This is a genomic window from Streptomyces sp. NPDC002076, from assembly GCF_053593835.1.
Map to the genome: position 1 here is coordinate 120,048 of NZ_JBSFDI010000019.1, position 20,042 is coordinate 140,089.

14 protein-coding genes are annotated in these 20,042 nt (G+C 69.8%); 3 read left to right on the forward strand and 11 right to left on the reverse strand.

The window, feature by feature from the left end; genetic code table 11:
- Positions 1 to 79: 79 nt before the first annotated feature.
- The 3 genes from ACWCQS_RS33195 to ACWCQS_RS33205 all read right to left on the reverse strand — a co-directional run bounded on the left by ACWCQS_RS33195 (position 80) and on the right by ACWCQS_RS33205 (position 2,426).
- The gene (locus ACWCQS_RS33195) at positions 80 to 985 is read right to left on the reverse strand and encodes an ADP-ribosylglycohydrolase family protein (RefSeq protein WP_451007889.1); all 906 of its coding nucleotides are present in this window, start codon (positions 983 to 985) and stop codon (positions 80 to 82) included.
- A complete protein-coding gene (locus ACWCQS_RS33200) occupies positions 975 to 1,667 on the reverse strand; it encodes a histidine phosphatase family protein (protein WP_451007890.1) in 693 nt (230 codons plus the stop codon). The genes ACWCQS_RS33195 and ACWCQS_RS33200 overlap by 11 nt, the downstream gene beginning before the upstream one ends.
- 153 nt (positions 1,668 to 1,820) lie before the next feature.
- Positions 1,821 to 2,426, reverse strand: coding sequence for a YdbC family protein (locus ACWCQS_RS33205; protein WP_451007891.1), 606 nt, complete (start codon positions 2,424 to 2,426; stop codon positions 1,821 to 1,823).
- A 152-nt stretch (positions 2,427 to 2,578) separates the two neighbouring features.
- Between ACWCQS_RS33205 and ACWCQS_RS33210 the strand changes: the two genes are divergently transcribed.
- Positions 2,579 to 3,109, forward strand: a complete 531-nt coding sequence (locus ACWCQS_RS33210; protein ID WP_451007892.1) for a TerD family protein — start codon at positions 2,579 to 2,581, stop codon at positions 3,107 to 3,109.
- A gap of 59 nt (positions 3,110 to 3,168) precedes the next feature.
- Here the strand turns inward: ACWCQS_RS33210 and ACWCQS_RS33215 are convergent, their stop codons facing one another.
- Both ACWCQS_RS33215 and nrdR read right to left on the reverse strand, forming a co-directional pair.
- On the reverse strand, positions 3,169 to 6,060 hold the full coding sequence (locus tag ACWCQS_RS33215) for a vitamin B12-dependent ribonucleotide reductase (RefSeq protein WP_451007893.1): 2,892 nt from the start codon (positions 6,058 to 6,060) through the stop codon (positions 3,169 to 3,171).
- A gap of 164 nt (positions 6,061 to 6,224) precedes the next feature.
- Complete coding sequence (gene nrdR / locus ACWCQS_RS33220; RefSeq protein WP_451007894.1) at positions 6,225 to 6,776, reverse strand: transcriptional regulator NrdR; 552 nt, start codon at positions 6,774 to 6,776, stop codon at positions 6,225 to 6,227.
- Positions 6,777 to 7,340: 564 nt separating this feature from the next.
- Between nrdR and lexA the strand changes: the two genes are divergently transcribed.
- The gene (gene lexA, locus ACWCQS_RS33225) at positions 7,341 to 8,120 is read left to right on the forward strand and encodes a transcriptional repressor LexA (RefSeq protein ID WP_055710152.1); all 780 of its coding nucleotides are present in this window, start codon (positions 7,341 to 7,343) and stop codon (positions 8,118 to 8,120) included.
- A gap of 154 nt (positions 8,121 to 8,274) precedes the next feature.
- Here lexA and ACWCQS_RS33230 read toward each other — a convergent pair whose 3' ends face one another.
- The 4 genes from ACWCQS_RS33230 to ACWCQS_RS33245 form a co-directional block, all read right to left on the reverse strand.
- Entirely contained in the window at positions 8,275 to 10,266 is a 1,992-nt protein-coding gene (locus ACWCQS_RS33230; RefSeq protein WP_451007895.1) for an ATP-dependent DNA helicase, read from the reverse strand.
- Positions 10,267 to 10,435: 169 nt separating this feature from the next.
- The gene (locus tag ACWCQS_RS33235; protein WP_451007896.1) at positions 10,436 to 11,278 is read right to left on the reverse strand and encodes a GNAT family N-acetyltransferase; all 843 of its coding nucleotides are present in this window, start codon (positions 11,276 to 11,278) and stop codon (positions 10,436 to 10,438) included.
- Between the two features lie 68 nt (positions 11,279 to 11,346).
- A complete protein-coding gene (locus ACWCQS_RS33240) occupies positions 11,347 to 13,308 on the reverse strand; it encodes an IucA/IucC family protein (RefSeq protein ID WP_451007951.1) in 1,962 nt (653 codons plus the stop codon).
- A gap of 301 nt (positions 13,309 to 13,609) precedes the next feature.
- Positions 13,610 to 15,055 (reverse strand): diaminobutyrate--2-oxoglutarate transaminase family protein, encoded by a 1,446-nt coding sequence (locus ACWCQS_RS33245; RefSeq protein WP_451007897.1) that lies wholly within the window; start codon positions 15,053 to 15,055, stop codon positions 13,610 to 13,612.
- A 405-nt stretch (positions 15,056 to 15,460) separates the two neighbouring features.
- Here ACWCQS_RS33245 and ACWCQS_RS33250 point away from each other — a divergent pair, with 405 nt between their 5' ends.
- A complete protein-coding gene (locus ACWCQS_RS33250) occupies positions 15,461 to 16,684 on the forward strand; it encodes a trypsin-like serine peptidase (RefSeq protein WP_451007898.1) in 1,224 nt (407 codons plus the stop codon).
- Between the two features lie 87 nt (positions 16,685 to 16,771).
- On the opposite strand, the gene hflX is transcribed toward ACWCQS_RS33250, so the two are convergent.
- On the reverse strand, positions 16,772 to 18,262 hold the full coding sequence (gene hflX / locus ACWCQS_RS33255) for a GTPase HflX (RefSeq protein ID WP_450985567.1): 1,491 nt from the start codon (positions 18,260 to 18,262) through the stop codon (positions 16,772 to 16,774).
- A 159-nt stretch (positions 18,263 to 18,421) separates the two neighbouring features.
- Positions 18,422 to 19,993 carry a M1 family metallopeptidase gene (locus ACWCQS_RS33260; protein ID WP_451007899.1) on the reverse strand — a complete coding sequence of 524 codons (1,572 nt, stop codon included), beginning with the start codon at positions 19,991 to 19,993 and terminating at the stop codon, positions 18,422 to 18,424.
- Between the last annotated feature and the right edge of the window lie 49 nt (positions 19,994 to 20,042).

Consider the following 20,042-nt stretch of genomic DNA (forward strand, 5'->3'; position numbering starts at 1 on the left):
GCCTGCCCGGGTGCGAAAAGCACCGGCTCGGGCCACGAGATCACACCCGGATGCCCTCCGGCCGCGGCCGTCGGACCCGTCAGAGCGCCGCCGGCACCCAGTCCGGCAGCACCTCGCAGCGTTCCACCCACTCGACGGGCGGTGCCCCCGCCTTGCCGGAGGCGAGCACACCGCCCACGATCGCGCAGGTCGTGTCCACATCGCCGCCGACCCCGGCCGTCGTCCAGAAGGCCGCCTCGAAGTCGCCCAGGCTCCGTGCGGCCGACCAGAGGGCGAAGGGAACGGTGTCGTGGGCGGTCGTACGGCGTCCGCAGCCCAGCACCGCCGCGACGGTGCCCGCGTCGCCGTAGTCGAGCATGTCCCGGGCGCGCCGGAGTCCCTGACCGACGGCGCTCTTCGGCACCAGGGCGATGACGCCGTCGAGGAGCGCCTCCGGGCTGGGCGGTCCGCCCGGCGAGCCGGCCAGCGCCGCCGCGGCGGCCACGGCCATGGCGCCGACGACGGCCTCACGGTGCTGGTGGGTGGGGTAGGCCGAGATCTCCGCCTGGTGGGTCGCCTGCTCCGGATCGTCCGCGTACCAGGCGCCGAGGGGCGCGATCCGCATCGCCGCTCCGTTGCCCCAGGACCCCTGTCCGTTGAACAGTGCGGCGGCCAGTTCACGCCAGTCCTCGCCCTCCCGGACGAGTCTCAGAAGCCGGTTGACCGCGGGGCCGTAGCCCCGGTCGAAGTCGTGGTGCTCGGCGAAGGAGCGGGCCAGTGCGTCCTGGTCGATGCGCCTGTGGGCGGCCAGGACGGCCACCACGGAGCAGGCCATCTCGGTGTCGTCCGTCCACTGCCAGGGACCCGCGGGTAGTGCGCGTCGCTTCAGCAGGGGGTAGTTCGCCGGGACGAAGAACTGGGAGCCCAGGGCGTCCCCCACAGCCAGTCCGCGCAGGCTCGCCAGGGCGCGCTCCAGGCATCCGGAGGAAGAGGAGTCAGCGGTCATCGCTCTGCCACTCTATCCGTTCGCCCAGGTTCGCCCAGTACGGCACCGGTTTTCGCCAGCGCTCGAAGGGCCGGTCGAGCGTGTACTTGCCGTCGTCCCCGAGAACGAGCATCCGCATCTCGGCGTTCCCGGGGTTCGACAGTGACTCGAATTCCGCGACCGTCCAGTGGAACCACCGCATGCAGAACAGTCGCATCGCCAGTCCGTGTGTCACCAGGAGGACGTTCGGTGGGTGGTCCGGGGCCTCGAAGCTGCGGTAGAGACTCTCCAGGAAGCCGCCGACCCGGTCGTACACGTCGGCGCCGGACTCGCCCTGCGGGAACCGGAAGAAGAAGTGGCCGTACGCGTCGCGGTAGGCCTTCTGCAGGCGCACGTCGTCGCGGTCCTGCCAGTTGCCCCAGTCCTGTTCGCGCAGCCTCGGCTCCTCCCGGACCCGTATGAGTTCGGGGTCGAGGTGGAAGGCGCGGAGTGTCTCGTGCGTCCGGCGGTACGGGGAGACGTACACGCTCACGCGTTCCCGGCCGAAGAGCTCCCGGAGCTCCTTGCCGGTCTCCTCCGCCTGCCCCCAGCCGCGCTCGGTCAGCGCGAGAGCGTGGTCGGGCTCGCGCTCGTACACGGAGTCGTCGACGTTGCCCGTGGACTCGCCGTGCCGGACAAGGACGATGCGCCGTGGTCGTGCCATGCCAAAACCCTAGATCGAACGAGGGAAGATCGAGCACCCGGACCGGCCCCATACGGCGTAGGTCACACGAATCTCGCCGTCAGGGCCATTCCGGGGCCCGGTGAGTCGCACCTTCAGGCGGTGAGTTTGGTATTCAAACGCACGATGGTGGCCTCAGACCGTCCAGGACGGCTCCAGCTCCACGATGTCACCGGAGAGTGCCGCGACGTCGGCCTCGGTCTGGGCACGCAGCGCGAGACGTTCCACCCGCTCGGTACGGTACTTGCCGTGCTCGGCCGCCGACCGCCACATCGACAGGACCAGGAACTCCTGTTCGGGCGCCTCGGCGAACATGCCGCGGATCATGCCGGGCGAACCGGCCATCGCCGGGTTCCAGACCTTCTCCTGCATGAGCGTGAAATGCTCCACGCGCTCCTCGTGGACGCGGCACAGGGCCACACGGACCAGATCGGAGTCGGTGAACCGCGGCTCGAAGCCCGTCTTCACATCGAAGCGGTACTCGAAGAGCTTGACCTGCGCGTCCTTGAACGTACCGGACTGGGCGGCCGCCAGGCGGTCGTGCGAGCGGGCCATGAAGGAGTCGTAGAAGGCACGGCTCTCCCAGAAGGCGAAGATGTGTGCCACCCCCGGCCGCTGCCGGCTCCAGCCTCCACCCTGCCCCCGGAAACCCGGCTCCCCCAGAAGCCCCGCCCATTTCCGCTGCCCCCGCTCGAAGCCGCGGCGGTCCACCACGGTGCAGCGAATCCACTTGACCAGCACCGCGCCATCGTAAGGCCACGGGGCGTGGCGTCGGTCACGCTCCGGCGGAGATCGCCCGCGCATGCGCCCCGCGCGCGTGGCACGATGGACAAGGAGCCCTGACTGCACCCGAGTTGGGGAGCATGGCAGCCACCGGGGGAAGGGGAAGCCTGTTGACCGGTTTCAGCAAGGGAATCGGCAAGGTCGAGGTCGGGCTCAAGTGGGACCCCAGTCCTGCGGGTCAGCCGCCCACCGATCTCGACCTCGTCGCCGCGACGTTCCTGTCGGGCGATCCGTACGGGACCCCGGCCTATCTGGTGCACTTCGACAGCCGCTCACCGGACGGCACGATCTTCCTCAACAGGGACAGCACCGACGGCAGAGGCTTCGGCTGGGACGAGGTCATGACGCTGGAACTGGACCGGCTCGACGGCCGGTACGCGCGCGTGGTGGTCGGTGTCGTCATCCAACAGCGGTTCGGCCACAAGACGTTCGTCAATGTACTGAATCCGGCCATGCGCATCCGGGTGGACCGCTACACCGTGCTCGCCCAGGACAACTTCGGCTCGGTCCTCGGCGCGACGGCGGCCACGATCGCGGAATTCGTCCGTGACGACTCCGGGGAGTGGACCTTCCGTCCCGGCGTGCACGGCTTCGACGAGGACCCGGCGACCTTCACCCGGGTCATGGGCAGGGCCCAGTAGCGGTAAGGGGCGCCGGCCATTGCCGACGCCCCTTACTTCACTTCAGAAACCGCGCTTCATCAGCTGCAGCCGCTGGTCGAGCCGCAGCCCTCGCAGATGTAGCAGGAACCGGCCCGCTGCATCTTCGTGCCGCAGGAGAAGCACAGCGGGGCGTCGGCCTGGATGCCCAGCTGCATCTCCACCAGCTCGGCGCTGGTGTGGGCCTGCTTCGGGGCGGGCTTGGCCGCCTCGGACTCGGCCTTCGGTGTGGCGACCGCCTTCAGCTCCTGCGCGCGGGGCGCGGACTGGGCCAGACCCTCGACGTCGACCTCGTCCTCGTTCGGCTCGTAGGAACCGGTCTCCAGGTGCCGCTGACGCTCCTCGGCGGAGTGGATGCCGAGCGCGGAACGGGTCTCGAAGGGCAGGAAGTCCAGCGCCAGGCGGCGGAAGATGTAGTCGACGATCGACTGCGCCATCCGCACGTCCGGGTCGTCCGTCATGCCGGCCGGCTCGAAGCGCATGTTGGTGAACTTCGAGACGTACGTCTCCAGCGGCACGCCGTACTGGAGGCCGACGGAGACCGCGATGGAGAAGGCGTCCATCATGCCCGCGAGGGTCGAGCCCTGCTTGGACATCTTCAGGAAGACCTCGCCGAGACCGTCGTCCGGGTAGGAGTTGGCGGTCATGTAGCCCTCGGCGCCACCGACCGTGAAGGACGTGGTGATCCCCGGACGGCCCTTGGGGAGACGCTTGCGGACCGGGCGGTACTCGACGACCTTCTCGACCTTGGCCTCGACGGCCGCGGGCTCCTCGGCCTTCTTCTCCTCGATCTCCTTCTTCTTGGCCGACAGCGGCTGGCCGACCTTGCAGTTGTCGCGGTAGATCGCGAGCGCCTTGACGCCCAGCTTCCAGGCCTCGAAGTAGATCTCCTCGACCTCCTCGACGGTCGCCGTCTCCGGCATGTTGACCGTCTTGGAGATGGCGCCGGAGATCCACGGCTGGATCGCGGCCATCATGCGGACGTGGCCCATCGGGGAGATGGCGCGCTCGCCCATGGCGCAGTCGAACACCTCGTAGTGCTCGTGCTTCAGGCCGGGGGCGTCGATCACATTGCCGTGCTCGGCGATGTGGGCGACGATCGCCTCGATCTGCTCCTCCTGGTAGCCCAGGCGGCGCAGGGCCTGCGGGACGGTGCCGTTGACGATCTGCATCGAGCCGCCGCCGACCAGCTTCTTGAACTTCACGAGCGCCAGGTCGGGCTCGACACCGGTGGTGTCGCAGGACATCGCGAGACCGATGGTGCCAGTCGGGGCGAGGACGGACGCCTGCGAGTTACGGAAACCGTTCTTCTCACCGAGACGGACGACGTCCTGCCAGGCCTCCGTGGCGGCGGCCCACACCGGGGTGTCCAGGTCGTCCATGCGGACGGCCTTGCCGTTGGCGTCGGCGTGCTGCGCCATGACGCGCTTGTGGGCGTCGGCGTTGCGGGCGTAGCCGTCGTACGTGCCGACGACCGCGGCCAGCTCGGCGGAGCGGCGGTAGGCCGTACCGGTCATCAGGGAGGTGATGGCGCCGGCCAGGGCGCGGCCGCCGTCGGAGTCGTAGGCGTGGCCGGTGGCCATCAGCAGGGCGCCGAGGTTGGCGTAGCCGATGCCGAGCTGGCGGAACGCGCGCGTGTTCTCGCCGATCTTCTGGGTCGGGAAGTCCGCGAAGCAGATCGAGATGTCCATCGCGGTGATGACCAGCTCGACGACCTTCTGGAAGCGCTCGGTCTCGAAGGACTGGCTGCCCTTGCCGTCGTCCTTCAGGAACTTCATCAGGTTCAGCGAGGCCAGGTTGCAGGACGTGTTGTCCAGGTGCATGTACTCGCTGCACGGGTTCGACGCGGTGATCCGGCCGGACTCGGGGCAGGTGTGCCAGTTGTTGATGGTGTCGTCGTACTGGATGCCCGGGTCGGCGCAGGCCCAGGCGGCCTCGGCGATCTTGCGGAAGAGCGCCTTGGCGTCGACCTCCTCGATGACCTCACCGGTCATACGGGCGCGCAGGCCGAACTTGTCGCCCTCCTCGACCGCCTTCATGAACTCGTCGTTCACGCGGACCGAGTTGTTGGCGTTCTGGTACTGGACGGAGGCGATGTCGTCGCCGCCCAGGTCCATGTCGAAGCCCGCGTCGCGCAGGACGCGGATCTTCTCCTCCTCCTTGACCTTGGTCTCGATGAAGTCCTCGATGTCGGGGTGGTCGACATCGAGGACGACCATCTTGGCGGCGCGGCGGGTGGCACCACCGGACTTGATGGTGCCGGCGGAGGCGTCGGCGCCGCGCATGAAGGAGACCGGTCCGGAGGCGTTGCCGCCGGAGGACAGCAGCTCCTTGGAGGAGCGGATGCGGGAGAGGTTCAGGCCGGCACCGGAGCCGCCCTTGAAGATCATGCCCTCTTCCTTGTACCAGTCGAGGATCGACTCCATGGAGTCGTCGACGGACAGGATGAAGCAGGCCGAGACCTGCTGGGGCTGCGGGGTGCCCACGTTGAACCAGACGGGGCTGTTGAAGCTGAAGATCTGGTGCAGGAGGGCGTAGGCCAGCTCGTGCTCGAAGATCTCTGCGTCGGCGGGCGAGGCGAAGTACTTGTGGTCCTCGCCGGCCTTCCGGTACGTCTTCACGATGCGGTCGATCAGCTGCTTGAGGCTGGTCTCACGCTGCGGGGTGCCGACGGCACCACGGAAGTACTTGCTGGTGACGATGTTGACCGCGTTCACCGACCAGAAGTCGGGGAACTCGACGCCACGCTGCTCGAAATTGACCGAGCCGTCGCGCCAGTTGGTCATGACGACGTCACGGCGCTCCCACGAAACCTCGTCGTACGGGTGTACGCCGGGGGTGGTGTGGATGCGCTCGATGTGCAGTCCCTTGTTACCCGCCTTGGTGCCCTTGGCTCGGGAACCTCGCGCCGGACCGCTCGCCGTCTCTGTCATGCCGCCTCCCTGTACGGGCAAAAACGCCCTGAAGTGCCCCGTTTGTTCCCGTGGCACGGTGTTGTGTCTTTCGTTGCGAGCACCCTCAGCTGCCGCCCGCAACAGGTCTTCGGTCGCCGCCTGGCGGCCGGAACCCGGCTCTCCTCCGGATTCCGGCCCGCCGGTCAGTCGGCGACGTGGGCGGGCACGGGGACCTGAGTGGTCCCGCCGCGCCCGCGGTCGTCTTCCTGGCTCCCCGCTCCCGCGACTTCCTCGTCCGCGGCGGGGCCTCGCGTCGTCTCCCTCAGCTCCGCGATGGCAGCCTCGAAGTCCTCGAGCGAGTCGAACGCCCGGTAGACGGAGGCGAATCGCAGATAGGCGACGAGGTCGAGCTCCTGCAACGGGCCGAGTATGGCCAGCCCCACGTCATGGGTGGTCAGCTCGGCGCTTCCGGTGGCTCGCAGCGCCTCCTCGACCCGCTGGCCGAGCTGGGCGAGCGCGTCTTCGGTGACAGGCCGTCCCTGGCATGCCTTGCGCACGCCGTTGATGACCTTGGTACGGCTGAAGGGCTCAGTGACCCCCGACCGCTTGATCACCATGAGCGAACACGTCTCCACGGTCGTGAAACGACGGGAGCAGTCAGGGCACTGGCGGCGCCTGCGGATCGACGTGCCGTCGTCGGTGGTACGACTGTCGACCACACGGCTGTCGGGGTGCCTGCAGAAGGGGCAGTGCATGATCTCCAACCCTCCTCACAGCAGACTCAATAACCTCACCAGGCCACATGAGCCCCGCGAAGCAGCCCTAAGCATAGGCGATCGCCGAGCCGCCTCGGACCGGGGGGACCACAACTTCTGGGCTGGTGTAGCCATCCAACCACTAGATGTGGGGCTTGGCTCATACATCGAAGCCAACTCGCGTGTCGCGAGAAACGGAAGCGGACGCCGACCTGCACAGGGCCCGCAGAGACACGCGGGCGCAGAGCCGTATCGCTGCGAGGCTTACGGAGATAGCGTGGGCGCCGCACGGAGGACGCGTGGGACTCCGGCACAGGAGGGACCCGGAGCCCGGACGAGCAGGTTCCGGATGACAGACTGGGGCAGCGACCCACGAGGTCGGCAACCCCAGCGGTGAAGAGTACAACAATGGGCGCTTTTGCCCGCCAGGTGGCGCGTCAGCGATACACCCAGACACATGATCGCGTCAGGTGAATCGCACTTTTTCACTCGAACGTGTGTTTGGCGCAACCTTTCGAAAGCAACTACCGTTGTCCAGCAGGGAGACCATCGAGAGGGGCCGACGTGACCACCACCGCAGACAGTGCCACCATCACCGCCCAGGACCGCTCCCAGGGACGAGTCGAGCCGGTACACGTGATGAACGAAGCCACGAATCCCGAGGGACACAAGCGCTCCCTGCCGGGCCGACCTCCAGGCATCCGGGCCGACAGCTCCGGGCTCACCGACCGGCAGCGCCGCGTGATCGAAGTGATCCGGGACTCCGTACAGCGGCGCGGTTACCCGCCGTCGATGCGGGAGATCGGCCAGGCCGTCGGCCTCTCCAGCACCTCCTCGGTCGCCCACCAGCTGATGGCGCTGGAGCGGAAGGGCTTCCTGCGCCGCGACCCGCACCGCCCTCGCGCGTACGAGGTCCGAGGCTCGGACCAGGCCGTGACCGTGCAGCCCACGGACACCGCCGGCAAGCCCGCCGCGTCGTACGTCCCGCTGGTCGGCCGCATCGCCGCAGGTGGCCCCATCCTCGCGGAGGAGTCCGTCGAGGACGTCTTCCCTCTCCCCCGCCAGCTCGTCGGCGACGGTGAACTGTTCGTGCTGAAGGTCGTCGGTGACTCCATGATCGAGGCCGCGATCTGCGACGGCGACTGGGTCACCGTCCGCCGTCAGCCGGTCGCCGAGAACGGCGACATCGTGGCGGCGATGCTCGACGGCGAAGCCACCGTCAAGCGCTTCAAGCGCGAGGACGGCCATGTCTGGCTCCTCCCGCACAACGCGGCCTACGAGCCGATCCCCGGTGACGACGCGACCATTCTGGGCAAGGTCGTCGCGGTGCTGCGGCGCGTGTGACGCTTGCGGCGGGCGGGCCGTACGGCCGGCTCGCTCCCTGACCGGGCCCCGGAACCCCTGCGCCGGTTCCGGGGCCCTGCTGTGTCCAGCGGGGCTGCACGGTGCTGTCGCATCGCGGGGTGGCCTGACCGGCGCCGGTCAGGCCACCTTGCGATCACTTCGCCTCGGCCTGCTGCGCTTCCGCCGCCTGCGCCGCCGCGTCGATCGCCGCGAGCGACTTGCGCACCTGATTACGGTCCGTGGTGTACCAGAAGCCCGGCAGTGATGCCTTGAGATAGCCGCCGTACCGTGCCGTGGCCAGCCGCTGGTCCAGTACGGCGACCACGCCCCGGTCCCCCGACGCGCGGACGAGCCGGCCGGCACCCTGGGCCATGAGCAGGGCCGCGTGGGTGGCGGCCACCGCCATGAAGCCGTTGCCGCCCGCGTCCTCCACCGCCTTCTGCCGGGCGCTCATCAGCGGATCGTCGGGACGAGGGAACGGGATCTTGTCCATGACGACGAGCTGACAGCTGGGGCCGGGCACGTCGACGCCCTGCCACAGGGACAGGGTCCCGAACAGGCAGGTCTTCGGGTCGGCCGCGAAGTTCTTGATCAGTTCGCCGAGGGTCTCCTCGCCCTGGAGCAGGATCGGGAACTCGGGAATCCGGGAGCGCAGCTCCTCCGCCGCGAGCTGCGCGGCCCGCATGGACGAGAACAGCCCGAGGGTGCGGCCACCGGCGGCTTGGATGAGTTCGGTCAGCTCGTCGAGCATGTCGGAACGCTCTCCGTCACGCGCGGGGCGCGAGAGATGCTTGGCGACATAGAGGATGCCCTGCCTGCGGTAGTCGAAGGGCGAGCCGACATCGACGCCCTTCCACTTCGGCAGGTCCTCGCCCTCCACGCCCTCGGGGCCGAGGCCCAGGGACGCACCGACGCCGTTGAAGTCGCCGCCCAGCTTGAGGGTCGCGGAGGTGAGGACGACGGCGCGGTCGGCGAAGAGCTTCTCCCTGAGCAGGCCCGAGACCGACATGGGAGCGACCCGCAGGGACGCACCGAAGCGGTCGTGCCGTTCGTACCAGACGACGTCCCACTCCGAGCCGTTCAGGACCCGCTCCGCCACGTCGTGCACCGTCTCCACCGAGGCCAGGGCCTGCTTGCGGACGGCGTCCTCGTCCTGCACCGACTTGTCGCGCGTCGCACCGATCGCGGAGATGACCGTCCGGGCGGCGTCGCGCAGCGCCATCAGGGCATAGCCGAGGTCTTCCGGGATCTCCTCCAGACGGGCGGGCAGGGCCAGCTCCATCAGCCGCTCGAAGCCCTCGGCGGCGGTCTGGAGCTGATCGGCGGCCTTCTCGTTCACCAGCTTGGCGGCGCGGCGCACCGCACGGTTGACCTGGCCGGGCGTGAGCTCGCCGGTCGCGACGCCGGTGACCCGCGACACGAGCTCGTGCGCCTCGTCCACGATCAGCACCTCGTGCTGCGGCAGCACTGGCGCGCCCTCGATGGCGTCGATGGCGAGCAGCGCGTGGTTGGTGACCACGACCTCGGCGAGCTTGGCACGCTCGCGGGCCATCTCCGCGAAGCACTCGGCGCCGTAGGCGCACTTCGACGCGCCCAGGCATTCCCGCGACGACACCGACACCTGCGCCCAGGCGCGGTCCGACACGCCCGGGGTTAGGTCGTCCCGGTCGCCCGTCTCCGTCTCGTCGGACCAGTCCCGCAGCCGCAGGAGGTCCTGGCCCAGCTTGCTGGTGGGTGCGGCGGCCTCGAACTGGTCGAAGAGGCCGTCCTCCTCGTCCTGCGGCATGCCCTCGTGCAGGCGGTGCAGGCACAGATAGTTCGACCGGCCCTTGAGCATCGCGAACTCCGGCCGGCGGCGCAGCAGCGGGTGCAGGGCCTCGACCGTGCGCGGCAGGTCGCGTTCCACGAGCTGGCGCTGCAGCGCGAGTGTGGCCGTCGCGACGACCACCCGTTCCCCGTGCGCGAGCGCCGGCACGAGATAGCCGAGCGACTTACCGGTGCCGGTGCCGGCCTGGACCAGCAGGTGGGATCCGTCGTCGATCGCCTCGGCGACCGCTTCGGCCATGGTCACCTGGCCGGGGCGCTCCGTGCCGCCGACAGCGGTGACAGCGGCATGCAGGAGTTCGGGGAGTGAGGGCTTCGTCATAGCCCGACCACCCTACGGCCCGGCACTGACAAACGGGCGGTCAAGACGGGGAGGGAGGGCGGGATCACGGCCGGGCTCCTGTTGGACATTGGCTTCGGAAATTTCTCGGAACGCGGGAACCCCAGCGCCCCCCGCTTCGTACTACATGTGAGCGCGCAGTCACACAGCGCTACAGCACATCGCGCAGGACTCGGTCCCGGATCATGAGGGCGGCCCGCTTGCCGGGCAGGTCGACCTCGTCCGCGTACCGGAAGCCGGCGCTCAGGAACGCCGCGACGGAGGGGGTGTTGCGAAGATCGGGTTCCGCTACGACTCGTGCGCAGGCGGGGCGCCGGTCCAGGATCAGGTCGGCCACGGCGCGGAGCAGGGCGGATCCCAGCCCCCGCCCTCGATCCGCCGCTCCGCCGACGAGGAGGTGGACCCCGGTGTCATGGGGACGAGCCGGATAGCGGCGGGCCAGCGGATCCAGGTCTGCCCGGTAGATCTCCCAGTAGCTCATCGGCGTGCCGTCCAGCACACCCAGACACGGCGTGCTGCGTCCGTCGCCCTCGAGTTGGGCGCGCAGGTGGTCCTCCGTCCGGTTCTGGGGTCCGGCCAGCGCCCAGAATTCCGCGACGGCGGGGTCGTTCATCCAGCGATGGATGAGCTGCAGGTCTTCATCGATACGGACAGGAACCAGTTGGAAGGAGCCGACGCGAGTGACCACCGGACCCCACGTGGGGAGCTGGTCCAGGAGGTAGGCCGTACCTCCGGCGAAGAGCGCGAGGAACTCGGCGGGCAGATGCAGGTCCAGCGTGTCCTCGCTGTCCCCGTCGTCGTCCTCGATGGCGAACCCGGTGAACGGGGCCCGCAGGGCACCCATGCTGTCCGCGCGGGGGCCGGCGGTACTGCCCCACGCTCGGCTTCGCTCGCACGGGGGCGCCCCCACGTGGGCAGGGGCGCCTGGGCCGACGGGGGCTCCCGGACAGGCAGGGCTGGGGCCGGGGGCGGCGTTCGCGTCGGTGGGAGGCATGGTGCGCTCCTCTCAGGAGACGAGGTGGGTCATGGTCCTCGGAAGTGCGGAGAGACGGTTCGATTCGCTCAGGAATGAAGGGGGTTGGCGATGGTGACGTAGACGGACTGGGTGTCGACCGGGCCGATGAGTTCATCGAGGCCGTGCAACCGGGTCAGCAGGTTGGCCTTGCACCGCAGCACGGGCGAGTCGAGCAGGCGGCGGGGCAGGGAGGTGCGCAGGGCGTTGGGTCCTGCGGCGACATCGGTGAGGAAACGCCGGAAGGCTGCAAGGAGGAGTCGTTCGTCGGCCAGGCGTTGGGAGCCGAACGCGCCGATCAGGCCGAGCACGTTGTTGATGGCGAGGTAATAGGCGAAGCGTTCGTCGGTGACCTCGTCGGAGACGAAGGTGTCGCTGCGCTCACCGATACCGGGCAGCCGGGCGTCCAGTTCGGCTCGCCGGGACTCGCGGAAGTAGTAGCCCTGGTTGTCGCGGTAATAGCCGCCGGCGGGCCAGCCGTCGCCGTCGAGCAGAAGCAGGGTGTTCTGCTGGTGGGCTTCGAGGGCGATGCCGGCCTCGCTGTCCAGCCAGAGCACGGGGCGAACGACCTGCTCCAGGTAGCGGAGGAACCACTCCGCGGCAACGGCTCCGACGGGCCGCCCGGTGCGTGCGGCGAGCCTCGCCACAAGCTGGGCCAGCCGGGAGCGCATGGGCCGGGCCGGCTGCTGGACGCAGAAGCTGCCTTCGGGTTCGGGTTCGGCAACGGCCCCCGGCGAGACGAGACCGGCGACACAGCCGACGTTGTCGGTCGGGCCGAACGGGTTGTGCCTGATCATCACGTCGAGTCCGGGCACGGGCCGGCCGTCCGGGTCGTCGACGGCGAGCCAGGCGGGGTCGCGGACGATGTCGAAGCCGGGGTGTACGGCCTGCCACTGCTTGAACAGGCCGGTGCGCAGCAGCCGGTGCACCTCGACTCCCCGATGGAGTTCCTTGCGCAGGTTCTCCCGGCGGGAGTTGGTGATGCGCAGTCCCAGCGACAGCTTGAGCATCGCCGGGGCGCCGGATCGGTGGACCGTGCGCACGGAGGACGTGGGATGCCAGTCGGCGCCGAGGGGACCAAGGTCGCGGAGGAGACCGGAGTCGAGCAGGGCGGCGACGGGTTCGCGATGGCGTAGCTCGCGGGCCTGCCAGGGGTGCAGAGGGAGGGCGGCGTGGCCGTCGGTCGGGAGGAGGTCGGTTGCGGCGAGGCGCCGGGTGAGGTGGTCGGCGGGGACGGGGCGCCCGCGCTCGGTCCAGGCCGAGTCGGTTGCGAGGAGGGAGGGGGCGACAGCCATCCAGTGCAAGGGGAAGGAGCCACGCAGCTCCGGTGAGTAGAGGCGGGCTTCTGCCTCGGTCAGACCTTCCCGGCTCTTGGGTGTCGGGTGCAGGGGGTGTCCGAGGAGGAGGGCCTGCTCGGCGGAGAGGAAGAGGCCGGGCGCATCGGTCGGGTGCTCGCGCCGGTCGCGGATGAAGGTCGCGGTGCGGCGGAGGGAGTCGGCCACCCTGGCCACGAGATCGCCGTCGTCGTGGAGGCAGGCCGCACCGGAGTCCTGGGCGCGGGAGGTGCTGCCCGTGTCTCCGGCTCTCTCCCGGGCGAGCAGCGCCGCCAGGGTGACGGCGTCGACGGCCGGGGCGGCCTCGGGGGCGCTGGTCAGGCGTGGTGGACCGAAGCGGTGCGAGCCGGTGGGCGACCAGTAGCGGACCGGCACGAGCAGGGAGATGCCGCTGGCCGGAAGCGGGAGGCGGAGGGTCCCACTGGTGGGGGCGGCGAGGCTGGTCTCGCGTACCCAGCACCGCAGCAGGTTCTCCACGGCGGCGGCCTGGGCCGCGATATGCGGGTCGGGATGTTCCAGCAGGTCGGCGCCGGGCTCGGTCACACGGGTGAGATCCGCGGTGCGCCTCTTCTGCTGGGGAACCGACTCGGCGAGCGGCACGGGAGCGGCCGGGGTGGCGGAGTCTCCCTGGTCGTCGGGAGCGCCGGAGCTGCCGTCGGGAGTGGGAGTGGCGTTGATGACGGCTCCTCGTGGCTGGCTGGGTTGGTGCTGGGCTCGTGCCGTCGCTCCGGCACCGTTCTCTCGGCCGATGGTTGCCTCGGCGGCGCCGACGGTCGGCTCGGCCGCGTCGGAGGTCGGCTCGGCCGCGTCGAAGGGCCGGGGCGCCGGGGAGAGCGGGCGTGGGCGAGAGGGCTGGGGGTGCGTCATGGGAGCCCGTTTCGGCCTGAGCGTCCTTGGAAGGAGATGCAGTTGGATGAGCAAGGTCGGTGTTCGTGAGGCTGGTGCCGGCTTCGAGGGCCGGGCGGTGTGGGTGCGGCTCTCAGCCCGTGCGTTGGCCAGGGCCGTGGTGTCCGCCGTGGTGTGGGCCGTGTGGGCCGTGCTCTTCGTGACTGCGGGCGACCGCGGCCACCGCGTCCGACAGCCGGTCCAGAACGGCCGTCGCCTGCTCCTCGCTGATCGTGAGCGGGGGAAGCAGCCGGACCACGGCCGAGTGGCGGCCGCCGAGTTCGACGATCAAGCCGCGCTGAAGGCACTCCCGCTGTACTGCCACGGCGAGTTCGGGCGCGGCCGGATACGGGGTGTGGGAGGGCTCCAGGCCCGTGGCCGCGGAGCTGTGGTCGAGGGGCTCGGACCCGGCGCGCGCCGGGTCCACCAGCTCGACCCCGATCATCAGTCCACGCCCCCGCACCTCGCCCACACACGCGAACGTGCCGGCGAGTTCGCCGAGTTGGTTCAGCATGCGGGAGCCGAGGTCGGCCGCGCGGTCGGCGAGGCCGTTCTCTCGGACATAGGTGAGGGTGGCGGTGCCCGCGGCCATGGCGAGCTGGTTGCCCCGGAAGGTTCCCGCGTGGGCGCCGGGTTGCCAGACGTCGAGATCATCGCGGTAGACGATCACGGCCAGTGGGAGGCTGCCGCCGATGGCCTTGGACAGGACCATCACGTCAGGGGTGACGCCGCTGTGGTCCACGGCCCAGAAGGCGCCCGTCCTGCCCACTCCGGTCTGGATCTCGTCGGCGATCAGTGGGATGGAGCGGTCCGCCGTGAGCCGCCGCATACGGCGCAGCCAGTCGTCCGGGCCGGGAATCACTCCGCCTTCGCCCTGGACGGGTTCGAGGATCATCCCGGCGGGCAGCGGCACGCCCGACTTCGGGTCGTCCAGGAGGGACTCGGTCCAGCGGGCGGCGAGTTCGGCGCCGCGCGCTCCGCCGACGCCGAAGGGGCAGCGGTAGTCCTGCGGATAGGGCAGCCGGGCGACCTGGACGTCCCGGGCTCCGCCGGAGGCGGCCAGGGCGCCGGCGGTCATGCCGTGGTAGGCGCCGGTGAAGGCGAGGATGCCGGTGCGGCCGGTCGCGGCCCGGACCAGTTTGAGGGCGGCCTCGACGGCGTCGGTACCGGCCGGGCCGCAGAACTGGACGCGGGCGCGGTCGGCGAGGCCTGGCGGGAGGGTGCGGAACAGCTCGGTGATGAAGGCGTCCTTCACGGGGGTCGCCAGGTCGAGGACGGAGAGGGGAGCGCCGGAGTCGAGGACCCTGCGGATGGCTTCCAGTACGACCGGATGGTTGTGGCCGAGGGCGAGCGTTCCGGCGCCGGAGAGACAGTCCAGATAGCGGCGGCCGTCGGCGCCCTCGATGGTGAGCCCTCGGGCCCGGACCGGGACGATGGGCAGAGCCCGGGCATAGGTGCGGGCGGAGGACTCACGCGCCGACTGGCGTCTGAGGATCCCCTCGTGCACAGCACGCTCTTCCCCGTGCATCCCTGCAGCCATCGACTCCGTAACGGCCACGGCTCGCTGTCCTCCCCGCTGTCCAGAGGCGAGTTGATCCGCGGGGGCCGGATACAGGCAGCTGGCCCCCCACCCCTACAACCGTGGACCGTTCGGCGGGTTACGGGTTTACGCAAGATCATTGCCACGACGGGACGACGGCATGGGCGGCAATCCGGAAGGCCGTGCCGCCGAGTGGACGTCGCATCGGGCGATCCAGGGATGGTTGTCCTGGTCAGACGGCTTGTGGCCGAACCGTTGCCGTTCCGTCGGAAGTCCCCCACAGCCAGCGCATAGTGTGTGATGCCGTTCCTAGACGGTCGTGAGACCGGCATGAACTCCCCACGAGTTCTCGGCCGGTGGCACGGCCGAAGCGCCGAGTACCTTCACAGCAGGGGGAGTCACAGCATGCGATCCATACGGCCGTCGTTCACTGTTCGGCGAGGGAGGGGCGCGCGCCGTACCTCCCCCGCGCTGGCGGCGGTCGCCCTCGCCTCCACGCTGGCGCTGACCGCCACTGCCTGCAACGGCGACAACAAGGCCGACGACAAGCCGACCGCCTCGGCGACCGCGGACGGCATTGGCGACGGCAAGATCAGGATCCCGGACGACCTCAAGAAGAGGCTCAAGGAGCACGGGATCGACATCGACAAGTGGAAGAACGGCGCCTGGAAGAACTGGAACAAGGAAGACTGGCTGCGCGAGGCCAACGACTTCATCAACCCGATCATCAAGGGCCTGTGGGATCCCAACCGGATGCGCCACGCCAACGACCCGAACAAGGGTGTCAACGACAACGACATCTCCGGTGACCAGGGCGTGACGGACCCGACCCCGCAGCCGGTGAAGGCCCAGGCGGTCACGCCGCCGTACCACACCAACGCGGCCGCCTCGGGCAAGGTGTTCTTCGACTCCCCCCAGGGCCACATGGTGTGCTCGGGCACGGTCGTGGAGGACCCCGCGCACCCGGGCAAGTCCAACCTCGTCTGGACGGCGGGGCACTGCGTGCACGCCGGCAAGAACGGCGGCTGGTACCGCAATATGGCCTTCGTGCCGTCGTACAACAACTCCGGCGAGTCGGTCGCTCAGCTGCAGAACGCCAGCCGGTCCGAGATCGCCCCCTACGGTGTCTGGTGGGCCGATGCGGCGCGGACCTCGCAGCAGTGGATCGACCAGGGCGGTGAGACCGGCGGCAACGGTGCCCCGTACGACTTCGCGGTGATCCATGTGACGCCCGAGCAGGGCAACGGCGGCAAGTCGCTGGAGGAGACCGTCGGCGGGGCGCTGCCGGTGAACTTCAACGCTCCCGCGGTGCCGAAGGTCGACGGCATCACGGCGTCCGGCTACCCGGAGGCGGCTCCGTTCGACGGTCAGTTGCTCTACCAGTGCAAGGACAAGCCGGGCCGGCTCTCCATCGACCAGTCGGCTCCGACGATGTACCGCATCGGCTGCACGATGACCGCGGGCTCCTCCGGCGGTGGCTGGGTGGAGACCGGTTCCGACGGTAAGCCGGCGCTGGTGTCCAACACCTCGATCGGTCCGGTGACGTCGGGCTGGCTCGCCGGGCCGCGGCTGGGGTCGGTGGCCAAGGGCGTGTATGACGCGGTCAGCAGGAAGTTTGCCGGGCAGTAACGGCGGTTGACTTCGCCATCTCGCGGCTGGAGAGGCGCGAAAGGCCCGCCCCCCGAAAGGGGAGCGGGCCTTTCGCATGGCCTTGGATCAGGACGCGGAGACCGGTGCGTACGGCGCCAGGTCCGCCGCCAGTTCCTCGTGCACCCGGACCTTGAGCAGGGTGCCCTCCGCGGTGTGCTCCTCGGAGATCACCTCGCCCTCGGTGTGGGCGCGGGCGACGAGCTTGCCGTGGGTGTACGGCACGAGCGCCTCGATCTCGACCGAGGGGCGGGGCAGCTCGTTGTCGATCAGGCCGAGCAGTTCCTCGATGCCCCGGCCGGTGCGGGCAGAGACGGCGATGGAGCGCTTCTCGACCCTGAGCAGCCGCTGGAGGACCAGCGGGTCCGCTGCGTCCGCCTTGTTGATCACGACGATCTCGGGCACGTCGGTGGCGCCGACGTCCCGGATCACCTCGCGCACGGCCGCGAGCTGCTCCTCCGGGTTCGGGTGCGAGCCGTCCACCACGTGCAGGATCAGGTCGGAGTCGCCGACCTCCTCCATGGTGGAGCGGAACGCCTCGACCAGGTGGTGCGGCAGGTGACGGACGAATCCGACGGTGTCCGCCAGGGTGTACAGCCGGCCGCTGGGGGTCTCGGCCCGGCGGACGGTCGGGTCCAGGGTCGCGAACAGGGCGTTCTCGACCAGGACTCCGGCGCCGGTGAGGCGGTTGAGCAGGGAGGACTTGCCGGCGTTGGTGTAGCCCGCGATGGCGACGGACGGCACCTTGTTGCGCCGGCGCTCCTGGCGCTTGATCTCGCGGCCGGTCTTCATGTCCGCGATCTCCCGGCGCATCTTCGCCATCTTCTCGCGGATCCGTCGCCGGTCCGTCTCGATCTTCGTCTCACCGGGGCCACGCGTGGCGAGGCCGCCGCGACCGCCACCCATCTGCCGGGACAGCGACTGACCCCAGCCGCGGAGCCTGGGCAGCATGTACTGCATCTGCGCGAGCGCGACCTGCGCCTTGCCCTCTCGGGACTTGGCGTGCTGGGCGAAGATGTCCAGGATCAGGGCCGTACGGTCGATGACCTTGACCTTGACGACGTCCTCCAGCTGGATCAGCTGGCCCGGGCTCAGCTCACCGTCGCAGATGACCGTGTCGGCGCCCGTTTCGAGGACGATGTCGCGCAGTTCCTGGGCCTTGCCGGAGCCGATGTAGGTGGCCGCGTCGGGCTTGTCGCGGCGCTGGATCACACCGTCGAGCACGAGCGCGCCCGCGGTCTCCGCGAGGGCGGCCAGCTCCGCGAGGGAGTTGTCGGCGTCCTGAGCGGTGCCGGTGGTCCACACCCCGACGAGCACGACCCGCTCCAGGCGGAGCTGCCGGTACTCGACCTCGGTGACGTCCTCCAGCTCGGTGGACAGGCCCGCCACACGGCGCAGCGCCGCGCGCTCGGAGCGGTCGAACTGGTCGCCGTCCCGCTCGCCGTCGATCTCGTAGCTCCAGGCGTCGTCCTCTTCCATCAGGGCATCGGCCCGAAGACCCTCGGGATAGGCGTACGCGAGGCGCTTGGTGTCCTGGGAAGGGGAAGAAGAGGAGGTCATTGGATCCTTACGTCGATGGGAAGCCGTTACGGCGTCGGTGGCCGGTCCCACTGGACCGGCTCTGTGTGGTCAACGCACGAATACCCCGGGAGATTCCCGTCGTCCCGTCTCGCGCCGACCCGAAGATGGTCGCACGAGGCGGCCCGTCTCGTCACCGCGTTATCGCGCGCTCCGCGATGCCTCGGGCCCGGCGGTCTCGGTCGGTGAAAGCTGCTTCCACTCCGGGTGGCCGGGCATCGGCGGGGTCTTCTCACCGTACAGCCAGTCCTTGAGGAAGCCGCTCAGGTCGCGGCCGGAGACCGCCGAGGCCAGCTGGACGAAGTCGGCGGTGGTGGCGGTGGAGTCCCGGTGTTCGCGGACCCAGATCCGTTCCAGCCGCTCGAAGGCCGGTCGGCCGATCTTCTGGCGCAGGGCGTAGAGGACCAGCGCGGCGCCGTCGTACACGTTGGGGCGGAAGATGCCGATCTTCTGGCCGGGGGCGGGCGCCTTGGGCCGGGCGGGCGGGCCGCCGGCCTCGCGCCAGCGGTCGGAGGCGCTGTACGCGGCCTTCATCCGGTTCTCCATGGGCCGGTGCGCGGTCTCCTCGGCGTACAGCTGCTCGTACCAGGTGGCGTGCCCCTCGTTCAGCCAGACGTCGGACCAGGTGGCGGGGCTGACGCTGTCGCCGAACCACTGGTGGGACAGCTCGTGCACCATGACCGACTCGATGTACCACTTGGGGTAGGCGGGCTCGGTGAACAGGTTCTTCTCGAAGAGGGAGAGGGTCTGTGTCTCCAGTTCGAACCCGGTGGAGGCCTGCGCCATGAGCACGCCGTACGTCTCGAAGGGGAACCTGCCGACCTTGCTCTCCAGCCAGGCGATCTGGCCGGGCGTCTTGGCGAGCCACGGTTCGAGGGCCTTGGCGTCGGAGCTGGGCACGACGTCGCGCATCGGCAGCCCGTGCGGTCCCTCACGGCGCAGCACGGCGGAACGGCCGATGGACACCTGGGCGAGTTCGGTGGCCATGGGGTGCTGGGTGCGGTAGGTCCAGGTGGTGGTACGGCCTACCCGGTCGGCTCCGGCGGGCAGACCGTTGGCCACGGCCGTGTAGCCGTTCGGGGCGGTGATGTGGAAGGTGAACATCGCCTTGTCGGACGGGTGGTCGTTGCACGGGAAGACCTGGTGGGCGGCGTCTGCCTGGTTGGCCATGACAAGGCCGTCGGAGGTGCGCACCCAGCCGCCGTCCTGGTCCTTGGCGTAGACGGGATCGCTGGTGTGCTTCACCGTGATGCGGGTCCAGTTGCCCTCCGCGATGCCGTGGTCCGGGGTGACGACCAGGTCCTCGCCGGCGGTGGTGAAGGCCGCGGGACGCCCGTCGACCTCGACGGACTGCACGGTGCCGTGCGTGAAGTCGAGGTTGATCCGGTCCAGGTCGGCGGTGGTCCAGGCGTCGATGGTGGTGACGGCCTGGAGCGGCTTGTCGTTGGTACCGGGATAGGTGAAGGACAGGTCGTACGACGCCACGTCGTAGCCCGGGTTGCCCAGGTCCGGGTAGAGCCGGTCGCCGATGCCGAGGGGCTCGGCCGGGCCCGCGGCGGCGAGGAGACAGACGGAGACGGCGGAGGCGAGCAGGGCCGCCTTCCGGTGCCGCATGGCCCGGGGCCAGGTCCGGGAGTGGGGTCGGGATCCGGTCCCGGGCTGGGTCCGTGACTCGGAGCAGGCACGAGGGCCGACGCGGGGGGTGAGGAGCATGTCCCACCGCTACCAGTGGCTGCCCGCGCTACGACGGCGACTCGCACCC

Excerpts from the sequence above, each read along its gene's own strand:
- ACWCQS_RS33195 (WP_451007889.1), bottom strand. The coding sequence starts at position 985 with ATGACCGCTGACTCCTCTTCCTCCGGATGCCTGGAGCGCGCCCTGGCG.
- ACWCQS_RS33200 (WP_451007890.1), bottom strand. The coding sequence starts at position 1,667 with ATGGCACGACCACGGCGCATCGTCCTTGTCCGGCACGGCGAGTCCACG.
- ACWCQS_RS33215 (WP_451007893.1), bottom strand. The coding sequence starts at position 6,060 with ATGACAGAGACGGCGAGCGGTCCGGCGCGAGGTTCCCGAGCCAAGGGC.
- nrdR (WP_451007894.1), bottom strand. The coding sequence starts at position 6,776 with ATGCACTGCCCCTTCTGCAGGCACCCCGACAGCCGTGTGGTCGACAGT.
- ACWCQS_RS33230 (WP_451007895.1), bottom strand. The coding sequence starts at position 10,266 with ATGACGAAGCCCTCACTCCCCGAACTCCTGCATGCCGCTGTCACCGCT.
- ACWCQS_RS33235 (WP_451007896.1), bottom strand. The coding sequence starts at position 11,278 with ATGCCTCCCACCGACGCGAACGCCGCCCCCGGCCCCAGCCCTGCCTGT.
- ACWCQS_RS33245 (WP_451007897.1), bottom strand. The coding sequence starts at position 15,055 with ATGGCTGCAGGGATGCACGGGGAAGAGCGTGCTGTGCACGAGGGGATC.
- ACWCQS_RS33250 (WP_451007898.1), top strand. The coding sequence starts at position 15,461 with ATGCGATCCATACGGCCGTCGTTCACTGTTCGGCGAGGGAGGGGCGCG.
- hflX (WP_450985567.1), bottom strand. The coding sequence starts at position 18,262 with ATGACCTCCTCTTCTTCCCCTTCCCAGGACACCAAGCGCCTCGCGTAC.
- ACWCQS_RS33260 (WP_451007899.1), bottom strand. The coding sequence starts at position 19,993 with ATGCTCCTCACCCCCCGCGTCGGCCCTCGTGCCTGCTCCGAGTCACGG.